Raw genomic sequence first — 17,391 nt, 5'->3', positions numbered from 1 at the left:
ATCGCCGTCCTGCTAGGTTGCGTCGGGCGACACGTCAACATGATCGATTTGTGGCGAGAGATCCGTGTAGAGGGCGCGGGCCATCTCGGCGGGACCACGCCGTATCGGCAGCGTCTCGATACGGATGATACGCACCCGCCCATGCAGCGGGAAACTCAGCACGTTGCCGGGCCGTACCGGGGCGTGGGCACGGTCCACGACGCGGCCGTCGATCCGCATGTGGCCACCTTCGGCAATCGCCTGGGCAAGCGCGCGCGTCTTGGTGAGACGCGAAAACCAGAGGAATTTGTCCAGCCGGAGCGAGACGCCTTCAGCCACCGGCGGTTCTCAATCCAGCGAGTGCGGAAAAGGCGTTCCCAGGCCGGGGCGGCGCGGCGCGCGGCCTCTGCCGCTTGCCACGCCACACCCAGCGGAGCGCACCGCCTTCGGCATCTGCCGGGCGGAAGCCGAGCGCGAGCATGAGCTGGGCGAAACTCGGCGGCCTCAGCCCAAGCGAAACCGAGAGTCCCGGATCGGGCACGAATGCCGCCCGATCGGCCGCGCGCGATTCATGCGCGATGCGCGCCAGCCGCTCGGCCTGATCGATCCGCAGCATCTGCGCCCCGAGCGGACGGAAGCCGGCACGGATCATCGCCTCACAGCCCGCCGTCTCATCGGGCGTCTTCAGCGAAACTGCACCGGGTGGCGGCAGCTCGGGCATCACCGCACCCTCCTGGGCCGCTGCGAGCGCCAGGCGCCAGCGCATCGCTTCCGGCTTGAGCAGAGCGGGCAGGAATATGTCCAGCGCGCCGATCCGGATGCCGAGCTTGGCCGCCGCCTGTCGACCGGGCCTATCCAACGCCACGACCGTGGTTTCCACCGCCCGCCGATCGATGATACCGCCAGCATCGGCCAGCGGCGCGAGCAAGGCGCGCAGAGCCGGCGCTCGCACGGGATCGCGCGCGGCCTCCGCCAGGGCGGCGAGCCCCCCTAGCTGCCGCCCGATCGTAGCGGCCACCCAGCCTTCGATCCGTGCCGTCACCGCCTTTTTCTCGGTTACCGGCAGAGCCTCAAGCGCACGATAGAGCGCCGTGCGAGGCTGCAGCAGCGTCTTGCCCTTCTGCAGCCGGGCGACGACATCTCCCCGCCAGAAGACCGCGACCGGTCGCCCGGCATCGGTGGCAAGGCTGAAGGCGGCATCGTCGTCCTCCGCCAGCGCCTTGGCGCGGCGCGCGAGCTCGCCGCCAAGCCGGCGTTCGGCTGCGGCCAGCAGGCGCTTCATATCGGCATGGCGCGCGCGGGGATCGGGTTTGAAGCGGAACCCTTCGAGTGTCCCGATGGGCTCGCCGTCGACGGTGACGACGCCATCCTCCTCGATCCGAACGGGCAGCAGATCGCTGCCCTTGGCGCCAAGATCGCGCATCAGCACAGATGTGCGCCGATCCACGAAGCGCTGGCGCAGGCTCTGATGGAGCGCGTCTGACAGCTTCTCCTCGAGCGCGCGGGTGCGCTCGGCCCATTTGCCGGGCTCTTCCAGCCAATCGGCGCGATGGGCGATATAGGCCCATGTCCGCGCCGCAGCGATACGCTGGCTGAGCGTGTCGACGTCGCCCTGCACGGTATCCAGCCGGGCGATCTCCTCGGCGAACCAGCTTGCCGGAATATGGCCGCTGCCCTCGCTCAGATGGCGATAAACCCTGCCGACCAGCCGCGCATGCGCCTCGGCACCGGTCTTGCGAAAATCGGGCAGGCCGCAGGCCGCCCAGAGCCGCGCCACCTGCCGTTCGCCGCGGGCCCGTTCACCGACCCAGGCTTCGCCCGCCAGACGCCTGAGCACCGCGAGATCGATCGCCTCCGGCGCGGCGCGCAGCACGGGCTGCTCGGGCCGCCGTTCGAGCGAAGCGATCAGCGCATCGACGCTGCCCAGCGACGGACGGCCCTCGCGCCAATAAAGATGATCCAGCGGCGCGAAGCGATGCTGCTCGATCGCCTCCACCTCTTCCTCGGCGAATGCGGCGGCACCACCTTCCAGCGCCAGCGTGCCGAAGGTGCCGTCGCGCTGATGCCGGCCGGCGCGCCCGGCGATCTGCGCCATTTCGGCGATGGTCAGCCGCCGTGTGCGCCGCCCGTCGAACTTGCGCAGCGACGCGAAGGCGACATGGGCGACATCCATGTTGAGACCCATGCCGATGGCGTCGGTGGCGACGAGATAGTCGACCTCGCCGGACTGGAACATCGCTACCTGGGCATTGCGGGTGCGCGGGCTGAGCGCACCCATCACGACTGCCGCACCGCCCCGCAGCCGGCGCAGCATCTCGGCGACAGCGTAGACCTCCTCCGCAGAGAAGGCCACGATCGCCGAGCGCGGCGGCAGCCGTGAGAGCTTCGATGCGCCGGCATAGCTGAGCGTCGAAAAGCGCGGCCGGTTGATGATATCGGCATCGGGCGTCAGCGCGCGGAGCATCGGCCGAAGGCTTTCCGAGCCGAGGATCATCGTCTCCTCGCGGCCCCGCGCATGCAACAGCCGGTCGGTGAAGACATGGCCCCGCTCGGGATCTGCGCCGAGCTGCGCCTCGTCGATCGCGACGAAGGCGAAATCGCGGTCGGTCGGCATGGATTCGGCGGTGCACAGGAACCAGCGGGCCTGATCGGGAAGGATCTTCTCCTCGCCGGTGATCAGCGCCACCTGCCCCTTACCCTTGATCGCCACCACCCGGTCATAGACTTCCCGGGCGAGGAGTCGCAGCGGAAAGCCGATCATGCCGCTGGAATGACCGCACATTCGCTCGATTGCGAGATGCGTCTTGCCCGTGTTGGTCGGGCCGAGCACGGCTGCCAGCATATTGGCCGTGAAGCGGGACATGGAGCGAACATCGGGGCAGCAGATGACAAACGCAAGCGGCTTCTATCCGCGTTCACCCATACGGTTCACGGCAAAAAGATGACGGCCTGTCGCAGCCTTCCTAATTACTGCGCTGTTTAATTTGACTTTAACGGCATCGCGCCACAGTCCTTCCTCCGACACGCCGTTTCGGCCCGGGGGAAGACGCACAAGCGGGGGACGCCTAATCTTGTATCAGCGAGACGACCTTGCGTACGGCTATGGCGCCGCAACGGCGGTGCTGACCCTTGACGCCGCGCTGCCCACAACGATTCTCATCCGTTTCCAGCGCTGGCGCGACAGGCTCGGCGAGCGCGCCACCGACCTGGAGCTGGTCACCGATCTCGGCGCACGGATCGGCTCCGTCGAATGGCTGCGCGGCCTTGCGACCTGCGCGGCGCTATGCACCGGCGCGTGGCTGCTGGCACCGGGCTTCCGGCCGATCGCCGCCGCGCCGCAACCAGGCTTTACTGAAAGCCATTGGGACGAGGCACGGGCGATCGGCATCGCGCCGTTGGCCTATGGCGGCGATACCGGCCGGCGGATGGGCGCGACCGATGCGGTCCTGCCGCTCGGCGAAACGCCGGAACGGCCGTCCGTCGATCTTACCGCGACGCTCGGCCGAGGCGACGGCTTCACCCGCGTGCTTGAGCGCGCAGGCGTTGCAGGTGTCGAAGCCAAGCAGGTGGCGGCGATGGTCGCCGGCGCGATCTCCGTCGACGAGATCAAACCGGGCACGCGCATGAACGTGGTGCTCGGGCGTCGCGCCAACCGCAACGAGGCACGGCCGCTGGATCATCTCGCTTTCCGTGCCCGGCTGGACCTGAAGCTCGCGGTGGAGCGGGTCGACGGCCGGCTGCGGCTCCAGAAGGTTCCGATAGCGGTCGACGATACGCCGCTGCGCGTCCAAGGCATTGTCGGCAGCAGCCTGTACCGGTCAGCGCGCACCGCCGGTGCGCCGGCCGCGGCGGTGACGGATTATCTGCATGCGCTTGCCACCAAACTGAACGTCGGCAGCGACGTCGCCTCCACCGACCGGTTCGATATCATCATCGCCCATCGTCGCGCCGAGACGGGCGAGGTGGAGATGGGCGACCTGCTGTTCGCCGGACTGACCCATGGCACGCGCCGGACCCAGCTTCTGCGCTGGGCGAAGGACGGGCGCAGCCAATGGTTCGAAGCTTCTGGCGTCGGCGAAAGCCGCGGCGCGATGCGCATGCCGGTAAACGGACACCTCACCTCGGGCTTCGGCATGCGCATGCATCCGCTGCTTGGCTATTCACGCTTCCACAAGGGCGTCGACTTCGGCGCGGCTTATGGTTCGCCGATCGTCGCGGCGACCGACGGCGTCGTCGCCTTTGCGGGCTGGCATGGCGGGCACGGCAATTATGTGAAGCTCAACCACAGTTCCGGGCTGGCGACGGGCTACGGCCATATGAGCCGCATCGCGGTGCGGCCCGGCGTGCGTGTGCGGCAGGGGCAGGTGATCGGCTATGTCGGCTCTACCGGCCTCTCCACCGGTCCGCACCTGCATTACGAGCTCTACAAAAATGGTCAGGCGATCAATCCGAACTCGGTGAAGTTCACGATGGCGCCGTTGCTGGCGGGCCGGGAGCTTGCGCGCTTCCGCGGGGAACTGACACGTCTGTTGGCGGTGCGGCCGGGGGCCGCATTGAGCCCGGCGCCGGTCATGGCAAGCGCCGAGACGCTCAAAAAGAAAGGCTGATCGATCCGATCAGCTGGCCGCAGGCAGCCAGCTCGTGTCCAGAGCCGCGTAGCGATTGATGTAGTTGGCGACCTGGGCCAGCCGCTGCTCCTCGATGAGCGTGACGTGCGAATTGGATCGTTCGATATGTCCTTCCTCGACGAGCGCGCGCATCATGCGATTGACATGCACCGCGGTCAGACCGGTCGCGTCGCCGATTTCCTCCTGCGTCAGCGGGAAGTGAAAGGTGGAGCCGATGTCGCTCTTCATCACGCGCAGCCGGTCGAGCGTGTCGAGCAGCAGTGCCGCCACCCGCGCCTTGGCCGAGGTGCGACCCAGCGATGCCAGCCTGTCCGTCAGGGAAACGCGTTCAGCCTGGGCGATGACGAACATCAGCGCGGCAAGACGGGGATGATGTTCGAACAAGGGCCGCAGAGCCAATTTGTCGAACGGGCATAATTTCACGTCCGTCAGCGCGACGAGCGAATCGCTCGCATCGACGAAGGCGGCACTCGAGGTGCCGACCACATCCCCCGGAAAATGAAGACGCAATATCTGGCGGCTGCCATCGTCCAGAAGGACATAGCTGTACATCCAGCCCGAACGGATGACGAAAAGCTCCTGCGCGCGATCATTTTCGCGGCGCACCACGGTGCCGCGCCGATAGCTGCGCTCCTGCTCCTCGAGCCGCGCAATGGCGTCTTTTTCCTTCGGAGTCAGCGGGAGATAATGCTCCAGCCTTTCTGCAAAACAGCTTCCACTCACTCTCGATCCATCTGGTCTAGTGAATCCATTTTGTTACGGTTCAACCGCTTAGGCAAACCGCAACGGTTCCGCCCTAACAACGATCAAGGTCGCCGCTTTATCCATGACCGGGGCGTTCGTCGGGGCATCGGGCTGGGAGGTTGCGCAGCAGCGCGAAGCCACTAGAAGCGGCCATCCATGGACAAGATCTTCATTCGCGGCGGCAAGCCGCTGTCGGGCCGCGTCACTATTTCGGGCGCCAAGAATGCGGCGCTCACATTGATGCCCTGTGCGCTTCTGACGGACGAACCGCTGACGCTGCGTAACCTGCCGCGCCTCGCCGACGTCGACAGTTTCGGCCATCTGCTCAACCAGCTCGGCGTCTCGACGATGGTCGAAGGCGCGCGTCCGGAGGATTTCGGCCGGGTCATGACATTGCGGGCCGGCAAGATCACTGCAACGGTCGCCCCCTATGACATCGTGCGCAAGATGCGCGCCTCGATACTGGTGCTGGGGCCCATGCTCGCACGCGCCGGCGAGGCCACAGTCTCACTGCCCGGCGGCTGTGCGATCGGCAATCGCCCGATCGACCTCCACCTGAAGGCATTGGAGGCGATGGGCGCGGAGATCGAGCTCGCTTCCGGCTATGTGAAGGCGACCGCGCCGAAGAGCGGCCTGCCCGGCGGCCACGTCGTCTTCCCGCTGGTTTCGGTGGGCGCGACCGAGAATGCGGTCATGGCCGCCGTGCTCGCGCGGGGCGAGACGATCATCGACAATGCAGCGCGCGAGCCGGAGATCATCGACCTGTGCCGCTGCTTGGTGGCGATGGGCGCGAAGATCGAGGGTATCGGCACGGAGCGATTGGTGATCCAGGGCCGCGACCGGCTGCACGGCGCGACCTATCAGGTGATGCCGGATCGGATCGAGGCTGGCAGCTATGCCTGCGCCGCAGCGATCACCCATGGCGAACTGGAACTGGTCGGCGCCCGCCATGGTGACATGACGGCGATCCTCGCCGGTCTGGCAGATGCGGGTGTCCATATCGAGGAACGGCCGGACTCGATCCTCGTGAAGGCCAATGGCACGCTGAACGGCCTCACGCTCTCGACGGCGCCCTTCCCTGCCTTCCCGACCGACATGCAGGCGCAATTCATGGCGATGCTGGCGCTGGCGGAAGGCGCCAGCGTGCTGACCGAGACGATCTTCGAAAACCGCTACATGCACGTGCCGGAACTGGCGCGGATGGGAGCCGACATCCAGGTGCGTGGACGCTCCGCGGTCGTGCGCGGCGTGCCGAAGCTCAATGGAGCCGAGGTGATGGCCACCGATCTGCGCGCGTCGATGGGGCTGATTCTCGCCGGCCTGGCCGCCGAAGGAGAAACGCGGGTGCACCGCGTCTATCACCTCGATCGCGGCTATGAACGGCTGGAGGAAAAGCTGTCCGCGGTGGGCGCGGACATCGAAAGACAGTCCGACGGATGAAAAAAGGTCCATTTCTGTACGGGATATACTTTATTCGCTGACGCGATATGTTATGCTGCATCGCACCAATCGGAGGTCGCGATGTTGTTTTCAGCGGTCAGGATGGGATTCGAACGCGCCAGCAAGATGCTGGGCCTGTTCGATAATTCCCCCGATCCCGCGAGTAGGGCGGCGCTGCTGGAATCGTTCCGGCGCCGCAACGCTATTTTGGATACGCTGTTTTACGACGTATCGGTGATTACCGGCGATTCCGCGGATATCTTGTCCGATCATCCTTCCGCCGAGGGAGCGGTGCTGATCGTGCCGCCCACCGGTGAGGGGTCATTGATCCTCTGTCCGACGATCGAAGACTTCGCCGCGAACGGCGGCGCGGGTATCGGCGTGATGGCGGTTGCGGGCGTCGGCGGATCGGCGCTCGGATCGGCCGCATTCGCCCGTAACGTCGCCGATGCGCTCGGAAGGCCCGTGGCGGCAGTGGTTTCCGGCTATGGGCTCACCGACGTCGCGATGGAGGCCCTGGGAGGCTTCCTCTGGTTCGGCGTGTTCAGCGGCCTGCGCCAGAGTCTCGAATATTGGGAAAAGCTGGCCGAACGCCATGGGCTTACCGACAAGCCGGGCGAGCCGGGCGCGATCGCCTGGACCCGCCAGAGCCTCGACACGCAGACGGTCGAGGCTCTGCTAAAGGACGATCGGTTCCGCTTTTCGCTGATCGTCGGACACAGCAAGGGCAATCTCGTCGTCTCGGAGGCGCTCTACGCGATCAAGGCCGAGGACGAGAAGCGACTGAAGGATCTTGCCGAGCGCACCCTCGTCGTGACCATGAGCGCACGCATCGCCATGCCGGAGCCTATCGATGCGCTCGACATCATCGGCCAGTGGGACACGTTCGGCGCCTTCAACTCACCGCAGCTGATCGCGCCCGACATCGTGGTGCCCCAGGCCATGCACCACACCAATCGTAAATTCTTCGGCCATCTGCCTGTGACCCAGACGTTGCGCGACGCGCTCGCGGGGCGATGGGACGGCATCGCCGCACCGCCCAAGCGCGCCGCCAAATAATCACACCGCCTTGAGCGCCTGATCGAAATCGGCGACGAGATCGTCCGCATCTTCGACGCCGATCGAGATACGGACCAGGTTGTCGGTGATCCCCAGGGCAGCCTTGCGCGCATCCGGCACCGACAGATGCGTCATGCCCGCCGGGTGGGAGGCCAAGGTCTCGGTGCCACCGAGGCTGACCGCCAGCTTGGCGATCTTGAGCGCATCGAGAAAGGCGAAGGATTCCGTCTCCCCGCCCTTGAGATAGAGCGAGAAGGTGGATCCAGCGCCGGTGCAATGGCGGCGGAAAATATCAGCCTGGCGCGATCCTTCCTCGAGAAAACCGAGATAGCCGACCCGTTCCACCTTGGGATGATCGCGCAGGAAGGCGCACACCTTCGCCGCATTCTCACCCGCCCGGCTCATCCGGAGCTCCAAGGTCTCCAGCGAGCGCAGCAGCATCCAGGCAGAGTGCGGATCGGTGATCGTACCGATCGTGTTGCGCATCGCGCGGATCGGATCGAGCACCGTCTTGGCCCCGACCACGCCGCCCGCGACGAGATCGCTGTGCCCGCCGGCATATTTGGTGAGGCTGTAGAGCACCAACTCGGCACCGTGCCGCAGCGGCTTCTGCCAAAGCGGACCGAGGAAGGTGTTGTCGATCACGATCGGCGGGCGATCGGGACCGACACCGAAGATCGCATCACGCGCCGCGACCACGGCCTCGATGTCGACCAGCGCATTGGTCGGATTGGCCGGACTTTCCAGATAGATCAGCGGCACCCGGCCAGCATCCTTCGCCCGGCCGAGCACGGCGCTGATCTCGGCCGGACTCGCTCCTGCCGGGAAATCGAGCCACTGCACGCCGAAACGGCCGAGGATCTTGCCGATGAGTGTCTCGGTGGCGGCATAGAGTGGCGCGGAATGGACGATCGTGTCGCCAGGCTTGACCAGCGCGAGCAGCATCGTCGCGATCGCCGCCATGCCGGAGGAAAAGCTGAGCGCATCCTCCGCTTCCTCCCAGACGCCGAGCCGATGCTCGAGAATTTCCTGGTCGGGTCCGTTGAACCGGGAATAGACGAGGCCTTCCGCTCCACCCGGACGCTTGCCGGTGACGCCTTCGAAGTGCCGCTTGCCCGCGGCCGCGCTCTCGAAGACGAAGGTTGAGGTGAGAAAGATCGGCGGCTTCAGCGAGCCTTCGGAGAGCATCGGATCATAGCCATGACCCATCATCAGAGTGGAAGGCTGCAGCTTGCGTCCGCCGATCTCGACGATATCGGGGCGGGGCCGGCGGCGAGGGGTGGTGCCGGACAGGTCGGCTTCGGTCTCTTTCGTCATAGGAGAGGTCTCCTTGGTGGACGCCTGCATCCTAAACGCGCGGCCGGGGACTTGATACCGTCACCCGCCGCCGGTCTTATCCGGATTGCGCGATATTCACGCAGGAGAGCCAGCGATGCCGATCTCGATCGTCTCGATTCCCGTCACGGATCCCGGCAAGTCCAAAGATTTCTACACCGACATCATGGGCTTCACCTTGCTGCGCGAAGCACCGATGGGTCCCGACATGCGCTGGATCCAGCTCCAGCCGAAGGACGGCGGCGCCACCATCGCGCTCACCACCTGGTTCGAGGCGCTGAAGCCGGGCGGGCAGACCGGCCTGATGCTGCATGTCGACGATATCGATGCGGAGCATGCCCGCCTCACCGACCTCGGCATCACGCTCACGCCCATCGGCGAGCAGCCTTGGGGACGCTTCACCCTGCTCGAGGATCTCGACGGCAATGGCTGGGTGATCGCCCAGCTCCATACGCCGGAAGAGAATCGCTACCCGGTGTGATGACGGCCTATTCCGGCAGCCCTATCAGCGAGATTTGCCGCCCGTAATCGGGCTCGCCGCGGTGCGTCGAGCGGCGGAAGCTGAAAAAGCGATCGGCATCGGCATAGGTGTCGAGGCCCAGCGCCTCGACGCGCAGCACGCCGGCGCCGGCGAGACGGGAGGCGATATAGGCCTCGAGATCGAACTGATGATGGTCCTCGCGCCTGCCGTCGGCAAAAAAGCGCTCATTCTCCGGATCGGCTTCGGTGAAACGAAGCAGGAAGCCGGAATCCACCTCATAGGAGGCGCGCGCGATGCAGGGGCCGATCGCCGCCGCGATCCGGCCGCGATCCGCGCCCAGCGCCTCCATCTGCGCCAGCGTCGTCTCGATCACGCCGCCAAAGGCGCCCTTCCATCCGGCATGGGCGGCACCCACCACGCCCGCCTCCGCATCGGCGAGCAGGATCGGCCCGCAATCGGCAGTCAATATGCCGAGCAGCAGGCCGGGGCGATCGGTGACGAGCGCATCGGCGTGGGGGCGGGCATCGTCCGGAAAGGGTGCGGTGACGGCGATCGCATGGGGCGAATGCACCTGATGCAGGGTAACGAGCGCGGCAGCGGGCAACACCGCCGCGACGGCACGGCGCCGGTTTTCCGCGATCGCCTCGCGATCATCGTCGGATCCGAGCCCGACATTGAGCCCCGCATGAATCCCGCCCGACACCCCGCCGCGCCGGCCGAGAAAGCCGTGCGGGACGGCAGCAAGTGCTTCGGCGCGGATGGTTTCGACCATGATCAGGCAAATCCTTCGGGAACAGGCCAGCCCGGCGCAACGAGCGCCAGCACGCGGAACAACTGGCCCATCGCGCCCGGCGCGGTCAACCGCACGCGCGCCGCCGCTATGTCTCCCGCGCGCGTGGGAGAGGAGCGGGCCAGCGCCTCCGCTCGCACGCCGATGCCGACGCGTTCCAGCCACTCGCCCTGGCCCACCGGTCCGAAAGCCTGAACGCCCTCGGCTTGCGCCGTCGCCGCCAGGGATGCGAAATCCACATGGGCGGTGAGATCGCAGCTCCCCGGGTCGACGAACGGATCGGCATAGGCATGGCGGCGCACCGCCTGCAGCGTGTCGCCGATCGCCGGACCGGCATAGCCATAGTCGATCAGGAGCATGACACCGCCCTGCGTTGCCAGCCTGCGCGCCAGCTGCGCGATGATCGCCGCCGACGCGGGCGAGCTCTCGAACACGCTGCCGGCATCCGCGTCACGCAGCACCTCCGGCACCAAGGCGTCCATCGGCACCTCACCGGCCACGGGTACGAAGCGCCCGTCCTGCCATCCCACGAGATGCTCGCGCCAGCCGCCCGCCGTGCGCACGAGCTGGCGCACCGGCAGGGCATCGAAAAACTCATTGGCGACGATCAGCAGCGGCCCGTCCTCGGGCAGGCTGCCGGCATCGTCGTGCCACGTCGCTGCGGGCAGACGCTCGCGCTGCGCGGTGCGGAGCACGGGGCTGGTCTCGACGAGGTGGATGGGAGGCACGAGCTTCGCAGCGCGCATCGCCCGCGCGGCATCGGCGGCCAGCGTACCCCGGCCCGGCCCCAGTTCGGCATAGGAAGCCGCAGGGCGACCCGCCCGCATCCACAGATCCGCGAGCCAAAGGCCGATGAGCTCACCGAACATCTGGCTGATCTCGGGCGCCGTGATGAAATCGCCGGCGACGCCGAGCGGATCGCGCGAGGCATAATAATGCGCGTTGGCAAAACCCATATAGTGGGCGAGCGGGATGGGGCCCTCCGCCCCGATCAAACGGGCGAGCCGCGCACCGAGGCCGGGATCAGGCGACGCTCTGGCTCCCCGCCGTCGCCTCGACGCGCACGCGGCGTCCCTTGGCGGTGAGGATCAGATAGAGACCGCCGAGCAGCATCGGGATGGTCAGCGTCTGCCCCATGGTGAGATGCCAGGGCATGATACCGAGCTGCCGGTCCGGCTCGCGGAAAAATTCCACGATGAAGCGACTGAGGCCGTAGCCGATCAGGAAGGTGCCGACGAGCTTGCCGGGCTGATAGCGCGCCTGCGTCTTCCAGAAGAGCAACCACAGCACGGTGAACAGCACGATGCCCTCCAGGCCAGCCTCGTAGAGCTGGCTGGGATGGCGCGGCTCCGGCCCGGCGCGGGGGAAGATGATCGCCCAGGGCACGTCGGTCGGCCGGCCCCACAGCTCGCCGTTCACGAAATTGGCGATGCGCCCGAAAAACAGCCCGAACGGCACGCAGCAACAGACATAATCGTGGATGCGTAGCCAGTTCAGCTTGTTCCGCCACGCCATGTAGATGATGCCGGCGCTGACGCCGAGCGCGCCGCCGTGGAAGGACATGCCTCCTTCCCACAGCTTCAGTATCTCGATCGGATTCCGTAGGATGTCCGTATCGTAGAAGATGCAATAGGCCAGCCGGCCGCCGACGAGGATGCCGATCGTCGCATAGAAGACGAAATCGTCCGCATGGCGCCGCGCCATCGGCGCACCAGGCTGCGCGATCAGCTTCAGGAGATACCACCAGCCGATCAGGATGCCGGCAATATAGGCCAGCGAATACCAGCGTATCTGCAGGAAGCCGAGATCGAGCGCGACGGGCGAGAGGTGGAGCGATTCGAAGTGAAACGCCGATGCGGCGTCGGCGAGCAGCGCAGGTAGCAAGGCATTTCCCCGATCGGTTCGCGCAGCCTCATAGGCTGCGGCGGCGCAAACGGGAAGCGGTGTTGCGTTCCCGTCCGCGAGACTAGGCGGCGAGATCGGCCGCCGCGGTACTCTCGATCCAGCCGCCGCCCAGCACGCGATCACCTGCATAGAACACCGCCGCCTGCCCCGGCGAGACGCCATATTCCGGGCAATCGAACGAGACTGTGCGTCCATCGAAGCGCGCCGGCACGGGCTTGGCGAGCGAGCGGATCTTGGCCGTCATCGGCAGGTCGTAATCCTCGCCCAGCCAGTTCACCTCAGCGATCGCCGCCGAGGCGACCGCCAATGCGCGTCGCGGTCCAGCAATCACGCGGCGCGTCTCGGGTTCGACACCGAGCACGTAGAGCGGTTCGGCCTGACCGCCTATCTCCAGCCCCTTGCGCTGGCCGACGGTGAAATTGACGATGCCGCGATGCCGGCCGAGCACGCGGCCGTCGCGATCGACGATCTCGCCGCCCTCCGCCGCCTCGGGCCGGAGCTTGCGCACCAGCGAGGCATAATCGCCGTCGGGCACGAAGCAGATGTCCTGGCTGTCCGGCTTCGCCGCGACGCCGAGACCGATCTCCGCCGCGATCGCGCGCACTTCGGGCTTGGGCATGCCGCCAAGCGGGAAGCGCAGATAATCGAGCTGCGCACGCGTCGTCGCGAACAGGAAATAGCTCTGATCACGCGCCGGATCGGCGGCACGATGCAGCTCGGCACCATGAGCGCCGACCATGCGGCGTACATAATGGCCGGTGGCGAGGCAGTCTGCGCCGAGATCGCGGGCAATGCCGAACAGATCTGTGAACTTCACTCCCTGGTTGCAGCGGACGCAGGGAATCGGCGTACGGCCGGCAAGATATTCGTCGGCGAAGCGATCGATCACGCTTTCCCGGAACCGGCTTTCATAGTCGAGCACGTAATGGGCGATGCCGAGCCGGTCCGCGACCGCGCGCGCATCGCGTATGTCCTGGCCCGCGCAGCAGCTTCCGCTGCGCCCGACCGCCGCGCCATGATCGTAGAGTTGCAGGGTTACGCCGATCGTTTCGGCACCGCTGCGCGCGGCGAGCGCGGCCACGACGGAACTGTCGACCCCGCCGGACATGGCGACGACGATGCGCTTGCCCTTGAGATCGGGGCCGAGCTGAAAATCCACCTGCATGATGCCGGCCCTTTAGCGCCACCTGCACAGCTACGCAAAAAACCGGGGCCGGAATTTACCGGACGTTGAACAAATACACCTAGCCTGCGGGGCCTCAGGCAGCACGCCGCGCCGGATTTGGAGGCTTGGGCATGGATCTCGGCTTCGCCAGACGCAATCGCAACCACCTGATCGCCGGGGCGATTCCGCTCGACTATCATCGCCTGCTCGCAAGACTGGCGGCCGAGCAGGCCGCAAGCCCCACGGGCCAGGCCGCCGCGCGCGCCTCCGCCGGACGATCCGAGACTTTGCGTCCGTTCGACGCGTTGGTGGCGCTGTTCGACCCGCATCCGATGGAATCGGTTTCCCTGCGCGCATTGGGCGGGAGCTTTCATCCCCGCATCGCCAACGTCGATCCATGCGACGGGCGTCAATCAATATGAACGGGATTTTTACCTTGGCATTTTAGCGTTCGTTCAACGCAGCGGGCGTAAAGCCGGGGAATAGGGACAGAGACTGATACAGGCTGCGCATTTTGAGGTACGAATGATCGAGAACCAGAAAATCAGACCGGCCCAGGTCATCGGCCCGCTCGGTGAGCCGTTGACGCTGGATTCGCTGCCGCCGCCGAACACCACCCGTTGGGTCGTGCGCCGAAAGGCCGAGGTCGTGGCTGCCGTGAATGGCGGGCTGCTGACGGTGGACGAGGTCTGCGATCGCTACAGCCTCAGCCTGGAGGAATTCGCGACCTGGCAGCGCGCCGTCGATCGCTCCGGCATGCCTGGTCTGCGCGTGACACGCATCCAGCACTACAAGTCGCTCTACGAGCGCCAGCAAAAATTCTGATTCTATCTCGCGGGGCCGGCCCTTCGGCCCCGCCATTCCTGCTTCTCGTCCCAAGCCTATCCGGAACCAGCCCAGCGCTTGGGCGTATCCTCAACGGATCGCCACGGTGCCCGGAAGCCCGATCGACCCGAGAAACGGAGACACGAACCGCTCCCTCCGTCGATCGCGCTTCAGTGCCTGCGGCGCATGGACTGGAGAATCGACGTGGGCCTGCTCCTCACACTTGTCATCGGCGGCGTTATCGGCTGGCTGGCCAGCATCGTGATGCGCACCAACGCCCAGCAGGGCATCTTCCTGGATATCGTGGTGGGCATTGCCGGCGCCTTGCTCGGTGGACTGCTTTTCGGCGGTAGCGGCCTGATCGACGCCCCGCTGAATCTCACCGCCCTGCTGACCGCATTCGTCGGCGCGATCATCTTGCTCGCGGTGATCAACCTCGTACGCCGGGGCACTGTCCGATAAGAGCGAAACGGGCCGGCTGGCTGGCCGGCCCGTCGCTTTCGTTGCAGTTCGGGCTATTGCAGCTCGAAACTGACCGTCACGCTGATCGCAAGCTTCTGCTCGCCGGCCTCGACAGCAGTATCCGCGGCCTTTTCCATGCGCGCCATCGCCATCATCGGCATTGGCCGTGGCGGGCTGGCCGCCTCGCCCTCGCTGATCGCCAGGATGCGCTTCACGCTGAGCCCGGCTGCGCGCGCATAGAGGTCCGCCCGCTTGCGGGCCGTCGCAATCGCCTGTGCGCGCGCCTCGTCGAGCGCTGCGTCAGGCTGATCGACGCCAAAATTCGGCCCGTTGATCTGGTTCGCGCCCTGCGCCACCAACGCATCCAGGATTGCACCAGTCCGCTTGATGTCGCGAAATTTCACGCTCACCTGGTTTGTCGCCTGATAACCGGTCAGCACCGGCGGCTGATTGTCGGCGTAGCGATATTGCGGATTGAGGTTGATCGCGTTGGTCTGGATGTCACGATCCGCCACGCCCGCCTTCTTGAGCGCAGCGACCACAGCCGCCATGCGCGAAGCATTGTCGCTCATCGCCGCAGCAGCCGTCTGCGCCTGAGTCACCACGCCCGCGCTGATCGTGACGATGTCCGGCACGCGCGTCACGCTGCCCTCCGCCACGATGTCGAGCCGCGTACCCGAAATCGTGGGCACCGGCGTCGCCGCCGTCTGCGCCTCGGCCACCGCCGGCACCATCATTGCCGCGGCGAGCAACAGTCCCTGACTCCTCATCTCAGTCCCTTCATGTCCTAGGCCGTGTCATGCTCGGCCATGCCGACAATAAAGCGACATCGGCCTGCATGATTTCTGAACGGAGACCGGCACGCGAAACCTTGGAGGCAGCATGTGAGAAGGCGATGGCTTCCCGCCCGACGAAAATGACGGTCTTGTCAGAGCGACTGGCGACTCTTCATGATGATCCGGTACAGGATCAGGATCACGATTGCCCCCAGCGTCGCGGCGATCCAGCCGGCATTTTCCCCCGGCCGATAAAAGCCGGCCTCGCGGCCGACAAATCCCGCGAGCAACGCGCCAGCGATACCCAACAAGATGGTGACGATGAAACCGCCGGGATCGCGGCCCGGCATGATGAGCTTGCCGAGCACGCCGGCAACCAGTCCGATGAATATCCAGCCCGGTATTTCCGCCATGCCGTTCTCTCCCACCATCGACGTGTCCGAGCGCGGACATCGTCTGCTTTCATCTATGTCATTACAAGTTCAAAAGAGCGTGCATTGCGCGAACGCTTGCGCCCGCGGGCCGGAAAAGGCAGAACACCGGCCTTGCTCTGCACAGCCTTGAGGCCGGTGCCTTATTGATGTAATACAGCGCGCCGAGGAATGGAAGCCTGGGACGGGGCGGGAAGTTGGACGTTATGAATATCGAACCGGGCTTCTCGCGGGAGCGGGCCGAATTGGTCGACCTGCCCGAATCGGACAGGCGCCGGCGGTTGCGTCTCACGATCATCGGCGCCGGCATTCTGTTCGTGCTCGTCGCGGCGTGGCTGCTGATGCACCGCGGCTCGTCCGAACCGACCGCCCAACCTGCGCCTCCCGGCGTCACCTATATCGTGCCGGGCCGCACGCTCGTGACCAACAGCGTCGCGGCAACGGGCACGCTGGCCGCTAAGCGCGACATGCCCGTCGGCGTTGCCGGCGAGGGCGGAATGATCGCGCGCGTGCTGGTCGAGCCAGGTGACTGGGTGAACGCCGGCCAGACCATGGCGACGATCGACACGTCGGTCGAAACGCAGCAGGCCGCGCAGCTCGCCGCCCAGATCCGGGCGGCCGAGGCCAATGCCGAGCTCGCGCAATCCAATCTCGATCGCGCTCTCGCACTCGTGTCGCGCGGCTTCATCTCCAAGGCCGATCTCGATTCCAAGCGCGCCTCGCGCGATGCGATGCGCGCGCAGGTTTCGGTCGCCAGAGCGCAACTCGGCGAGATGCGCGCGCGCATCGGCCGGCTCGACATCCGCAGTCCCAAGGCCGGCCTGGTGCTCACCCGCATGGTGGAGGCGGGACAAGTGGTGAATCCGACCAGCGGCGCGCTGTTCCGTGTTGCCGAGAATGGCGAGCTGGAATTGCGCGCGCAGCTTTCCGAAGGCGATCTCGCCCGGATGAAGGTGGGCGACGGCGCCACCGTCACGCCGGTCGGTTCGTCGCGGAGCTTCCGGGGCCGCATCTGGCAGCTTTCTCCGATCATAGACAATCAGACCCGCCAGGGGCTGGCGCGGATTGCGCTCGATTACGATCCCGCGCTCCGCCCGGGTGGCTTCGCTACGGCACAGCTCGAAAGCGGCACCGTCTCCGCACCCGTGCTGCCCGAATCCGCGGTGCAGAGCGATGCCAAGGGCAATTATGTCTATGTGATCGACGGCGGCAACGTCGTCCGGCGGCGCGATGTGCGCATCGGTCAGGTGTCTGACCAGGGCATCGCCATCCTCTCCGGACTCACCGGCGACGAGCATGTGGTCTATTCGGCCGGTGCCTTCCTTAACCCGGGCGACAAGGTGACGCCGAGCCGCGTCGCCGCCCGGTAAG

General features: G+C 66.1%; 18 protein-coding genes. 8 read left to right on the top strand and 10 right to left on the bottom strand.

Features of this window, described 5'->3' with window-relative positions:
- Positions 1-12 precede the first annotated feature (12 nt).
- On the bottom strand, positions 13-318 hold the full coding sequence (locus tag GQY20_RS25890) for an RNA-binding S4 domain-containing protein (protein ID WP_157220056.1): 306 nt from the start codon (positions 316-318) through the stop codon (positions 13-15).
- Entirely contained in the window at positions 311-2,842 is a 2,532-nt protein-coding gene (locus GQY20_RS25885; RefSeq protein WP_157220055.1) for a helicase-related protein, read from the bottom strand. Before GQY20_RS25885 ends, GQY20_RS25890 begins: the two co-directional genes overlap by 8 nt.
- 208 nt (positions 2,843-3,050) lie before the next feature.
- Here GQY20_RS25885 and GQY20_RS25880 point away from each other — a divergent pair, with 208 nt between their 5' ends.
- Complete coding sequence (locus GQY20_RS25880; RefSeq protein ID WP_232476256.1) at positions 3,051-4,586, top strand: M23 family metallopeptidase; 1,536 nt, start codon at positions 3,051-3,053, stop codon at positions 4,584-4,586.
- A gap of 9 nt (positions 4,587-4,595) precedes the next feature.
- Here GQY20_RS25880 and GQY20_RS25875 read toward each other — a convergent pair whose 3' ends face one another.
- Positions 4,596-5,330 (bottom strand): Crp/Fnr family transcriptional regulator, encoded by a 735-nt coding sequence (locus GQY20_RS25875; RefSeq protein ID WP_157220054.1) that lies wholly within the window; start codon positions 5,328-5,330, stop codon positions 4,596-4,598.
- Positions 5,331-5,507: 177 nt separating this feature from the next.
- Between GQY20_RS25875 and murA the strand changes: the two genes are divergently transcribed.
- Positions 5,508-6,791, top strand: a complete 1,284-nt coding sequence (murA, locus tag GQY20_RS25870) for a UDP-N-acetylglucosamine 1-carboxyvinyltransferase (protein ID WP_157220053.1) — start codon at positions 5,508-5,510, stop codon at positions 6,789-6,791.
- Positions 6,792-6,893: 102 nt separating this feature from the next.
- Positions 6,894-7,850: a hypothetical protein gene (locus tag GQY20_RS25865; RefSeq protein ID WP_157220052.1), complete on the top strand. Its 957-nt coding sequence runs from the start codon at positions 6,894-6,896 to the stop codon at positions 7,848-7,850.
- Here GQY20_RS25865 and GQY20_RS25860 read toward each other — a convergent pair whose 3' ends face one another.
- Positions 7,851-9,167: a cystathionine gamma-synthase family protein gene (locus GQY20_RS25860; RefSeq protein WP_157220051.1), complete on the bottom strand. Its 1,317-nt coding sequence runs from the start codon at positions 9,165-9,167 to the stop codon at positions 7,851-7,853.
- Positions 9,168-9,282: 115 nt separating this feature from the next.
- Here GQY20_RS25860 and GQY20_RS25855 point away from each other — a divergent pair, with 115 nt between their 5' ends.
- Positions 9,283-9,666 (top strand): VOC family protein, encoded by a 384-nt coding sequence (locus GQY20_RS25855; RefSeq protein WP_157220050.1) that lies wholly within the window; start codon positions 9,283-9,285, stop codon positions 9,664-9,666.
- 7 nt (positions 9,667-9,673) lie between these two features.
- Here the strand turns inward: GQY20_RS25855 and pgeF are convergent, their stop codons facing one another.
- From pgeF to mnmA, 4 genes are all read right to left on the bottom strand, one after another.
- The gene (pgeF, locus tag GQY20_RS25850; protein ID WP_157220049.1) at positions 9,674-10,438 is read right to left on the bottom strand and encodes a peptidoglycan editing factor PgeF; all 765 of its coding nucleotides are present in this window, start codon (positions 10,436-10,438) and stop codon (positions 9,674-9,676) included.
- A 2-nt stretch (positions 10,439-10,440) separates the two neighbouring features.
- Positions 10,441-11,451 carry a class I SAM-dependent methyltransferase gene (locus GQY20_RS25845; protein ID WP_408641138.1) on the bottom strand — a complete coding sequence of 337 codons (1,011 nt, stop codon included), beginning with the start codon at positions 11,449-11,451 and terminating at the stop codon, positions 10,441-10,443.
- Between the two features lie 28 nt (positions 11,452-11,479).
- The gene (gene lgt / locus GQY20_RS25840; RefSeq protein ID WP_198351210.1) at positions 11,480-12,340 is read right to left on the bottom strand and encodes a prolipoprotein diacylglyceryl transferase; all 861 of its coding nucleotides are present in this window, start codon (positions 12,338-12,340) and stop codon (positions 11,480-11,482) included.
- 82 nt (positions 12,341-12,422) lie between these two features.
- A complete protein-coding gene (gene mnmA / locus GQY20_RS25835) occupies positions 12,423-13,526 on the bottom strand; it encodes a tRNA 2-thiouridine(34) synthase MnmA (RefSeq protein WP_157220047.1) in 1,104 nt (367 codons plus the stop codon).
- A 131-nt stretch (positions 13,527-13,657) separates the two neighbouring features.
- Here mnmA and GQY20_RS25830 point away from each other — a divergent pair, with 131 nt between their 5' ends.
- The 3 genes from GQY20_RS25830 to GQY20_RS25820 all read left to right on the top strand — a co-directional run bounded on the left by GQY20_RS25830 (position 13,658) and on the right by GQY20_RS25820 (position 14,813).
- Positions 13,658-13,948: a hypothetical protein gene (locus GQY20_RS25830; protein WP_157220046.1), complete on the top strand. Its 291-nt coding sequence runs from the start codon at positions 13,658-13,660 to the stop codon at positions 13,946-13,948.
- Positions 13,949-14,051: 103 nt separating this feature from the next.
- Positions 14,052-14,351, top strand: a complete 300-nt coding sequence (gene sciP / locus GQY20_RS25825; protein ID WP_157220045.1) for a CtrA inhibitor SciP — start codon at positions 14,052-14,054, stop codon at positions 14,349-14,351.
- A 204-nt stretch (positions 14,352-14,555) separates the two neighbouring features.
- Positions 14,556-14,813: a GlsB/YeaQ/YmgE family stress response membrane protein gene (locus tag GQY20_RS25820; RefSeq protein WP_157220044.1), complete on the top strand. Its 258-nt coding sequence runs from the start codon at positions 14,556-14,558 to the stop codon at positions 14,811-14,813.
- A gap of 53 nt (positions 14,814-14,866) precedes the next feature.
- Here the strand turns inward: GQY20_RS25820 and GQY20_RS25815 are convergent, their stop codons facing one another.
- A complete protein-coding gene (locus GQY20_RS25815; RefSeq protein ID WP_157220043.1) occupies positions 14,867-15,583 on the bottom strand; it encodes an SIMPL domain-containing protein in 717 nt (238 codons plus the stop codon).
- Between the two features lie 158 nt (positions 15,584-15,741).
- Positions 15,742-16,002 (bottom strand): GlsB/YeaQ/YmgE family stress response membrane protein, encoded by a 261-nt coding sequence (locus GQY20_RS25810; RefSeq protein WP_198351209.1) that lies wholly within the window; start codon positions 16,000-16,002, stop codon positions 15,742-15,744.
- A 224-nt stretch (positions 16,003-16,226) separates the two neighbouring features.
- On the opposite strand from GQY20_RS25810, the gene GQY20_RS25805 reads away from it, so the two are divergent.
- On the top strand, positions 16,227-17,390 hold the full coding sequence (locus tag GQY20_RS25805; RefSeq protein ID WP_157220041.1) for an efflux RND transporter periplasmic adaptor subunit: 1,164 nt from the start codon (positions 16,227-16,229) through the stop codon (positions 17,388-17,390).
- Position 17,391 lies beyond the last annotated feature (1 nt).

It is taken from the genome of Flavisphingomonas formosensis, assembly GCF_009755815.1.
GTDB classification, from domain to species: domain Bacteria; phylum Pseudomonadota; class Alphaproteobacteria; order Sphingomonadales; family Sphingomonadaceae; genus Flavisphingomonas; species Flavisphingomonas formosensis.
Note: the sequence above shows the minus strand (reverse complement) of the source record. Positions and strands in the feature narration are given on the sequence as shown.

Bases quoted from the DNA above. Each gene is read 5' to 3' on its own strand.
- GQY20_RS25805 (WP_157220041.1), top strand. From the start codon at position 16,227: ATGAATATCGAACCGGGCTTCTCGCGGGAGCGGGCCGAATTGGTCGAC.
- GQY20_RS25810 (WP_198351209.1), bottom strand. From the start codon at position 16,002: ATGGCGGAAATACCGGGCTGGATATTCATCGGACTGGTTGCCGGCGTG.
- GQY20_RS25855 (WP_157220050.1), top strand. From the start codon at position 9,283: ATGCCGATCTCGATCGTCTCGATTCCCGTCACGGATCCCGGCAAGTCC.
- GQY20_RS25865 (WP_157220052.1), top strand. From the start codon at position 6,894: ATGGGATTCGAACGCGCCAGCAAGATGCTGGGCCTGTTCGATAATTCC.
- mnmA (WP_157220047.1), bottom strand. From the start codon at position 13,526: ATGCAGGTGGATTTTCAGCTCGGCCCCGATCTCAAGGGCAAGCGCATC.
- pgeF (WP_157220049.1), bottom strand. From the start codon at position 10,438: ATGGTCGAAACCATCCGCGCCGAAGCACTTGCTGCCGTCCCGCACGGC.
- murA (WP_157220053.1), top strand. From the start codon at position 5,508: ATGGACAAGATCTTCATTCGCGGCGGCAAGCCGCTGTCGGGCCGCGTC.
- sciP (WP_157220045.1), top strand. From the start codon at position 14,052: ATGATCGAGAACCAGAAAATCAGACCGGCCCAGGTCATCGGCCCGCTC.
- GQY20_RS25830 (WP_157220046.1), top strand. From the start codon at position 13,658: ATGGATCTCGGCTTCGCCAGACGCAATCGCAACCACCTGATCGCCGGG.
- GQY20_RS25815 (WP_157220043.1), bottom strand. From the start codon at position 15,583: ATGAGGAGTCAGGGACTGTTGCTCGCCGCGGCAATGATGGTGCCGGCG.
- GQY20_RS25860 (WP_157220051.1), bottom strand. From the start codon at position 9,167: ATGACGAAAGAGACCGAAGCCGACCTGTCCGGCACCACCCCTCGCCGC.
- GQY20_RS25885 (WP_157220055.1), bottom strand. From the start codon at position 2,842: ATGTCCCGCTTCACGGCCAATATGCTGGCAGCCGTGCTCGGCCCGACC.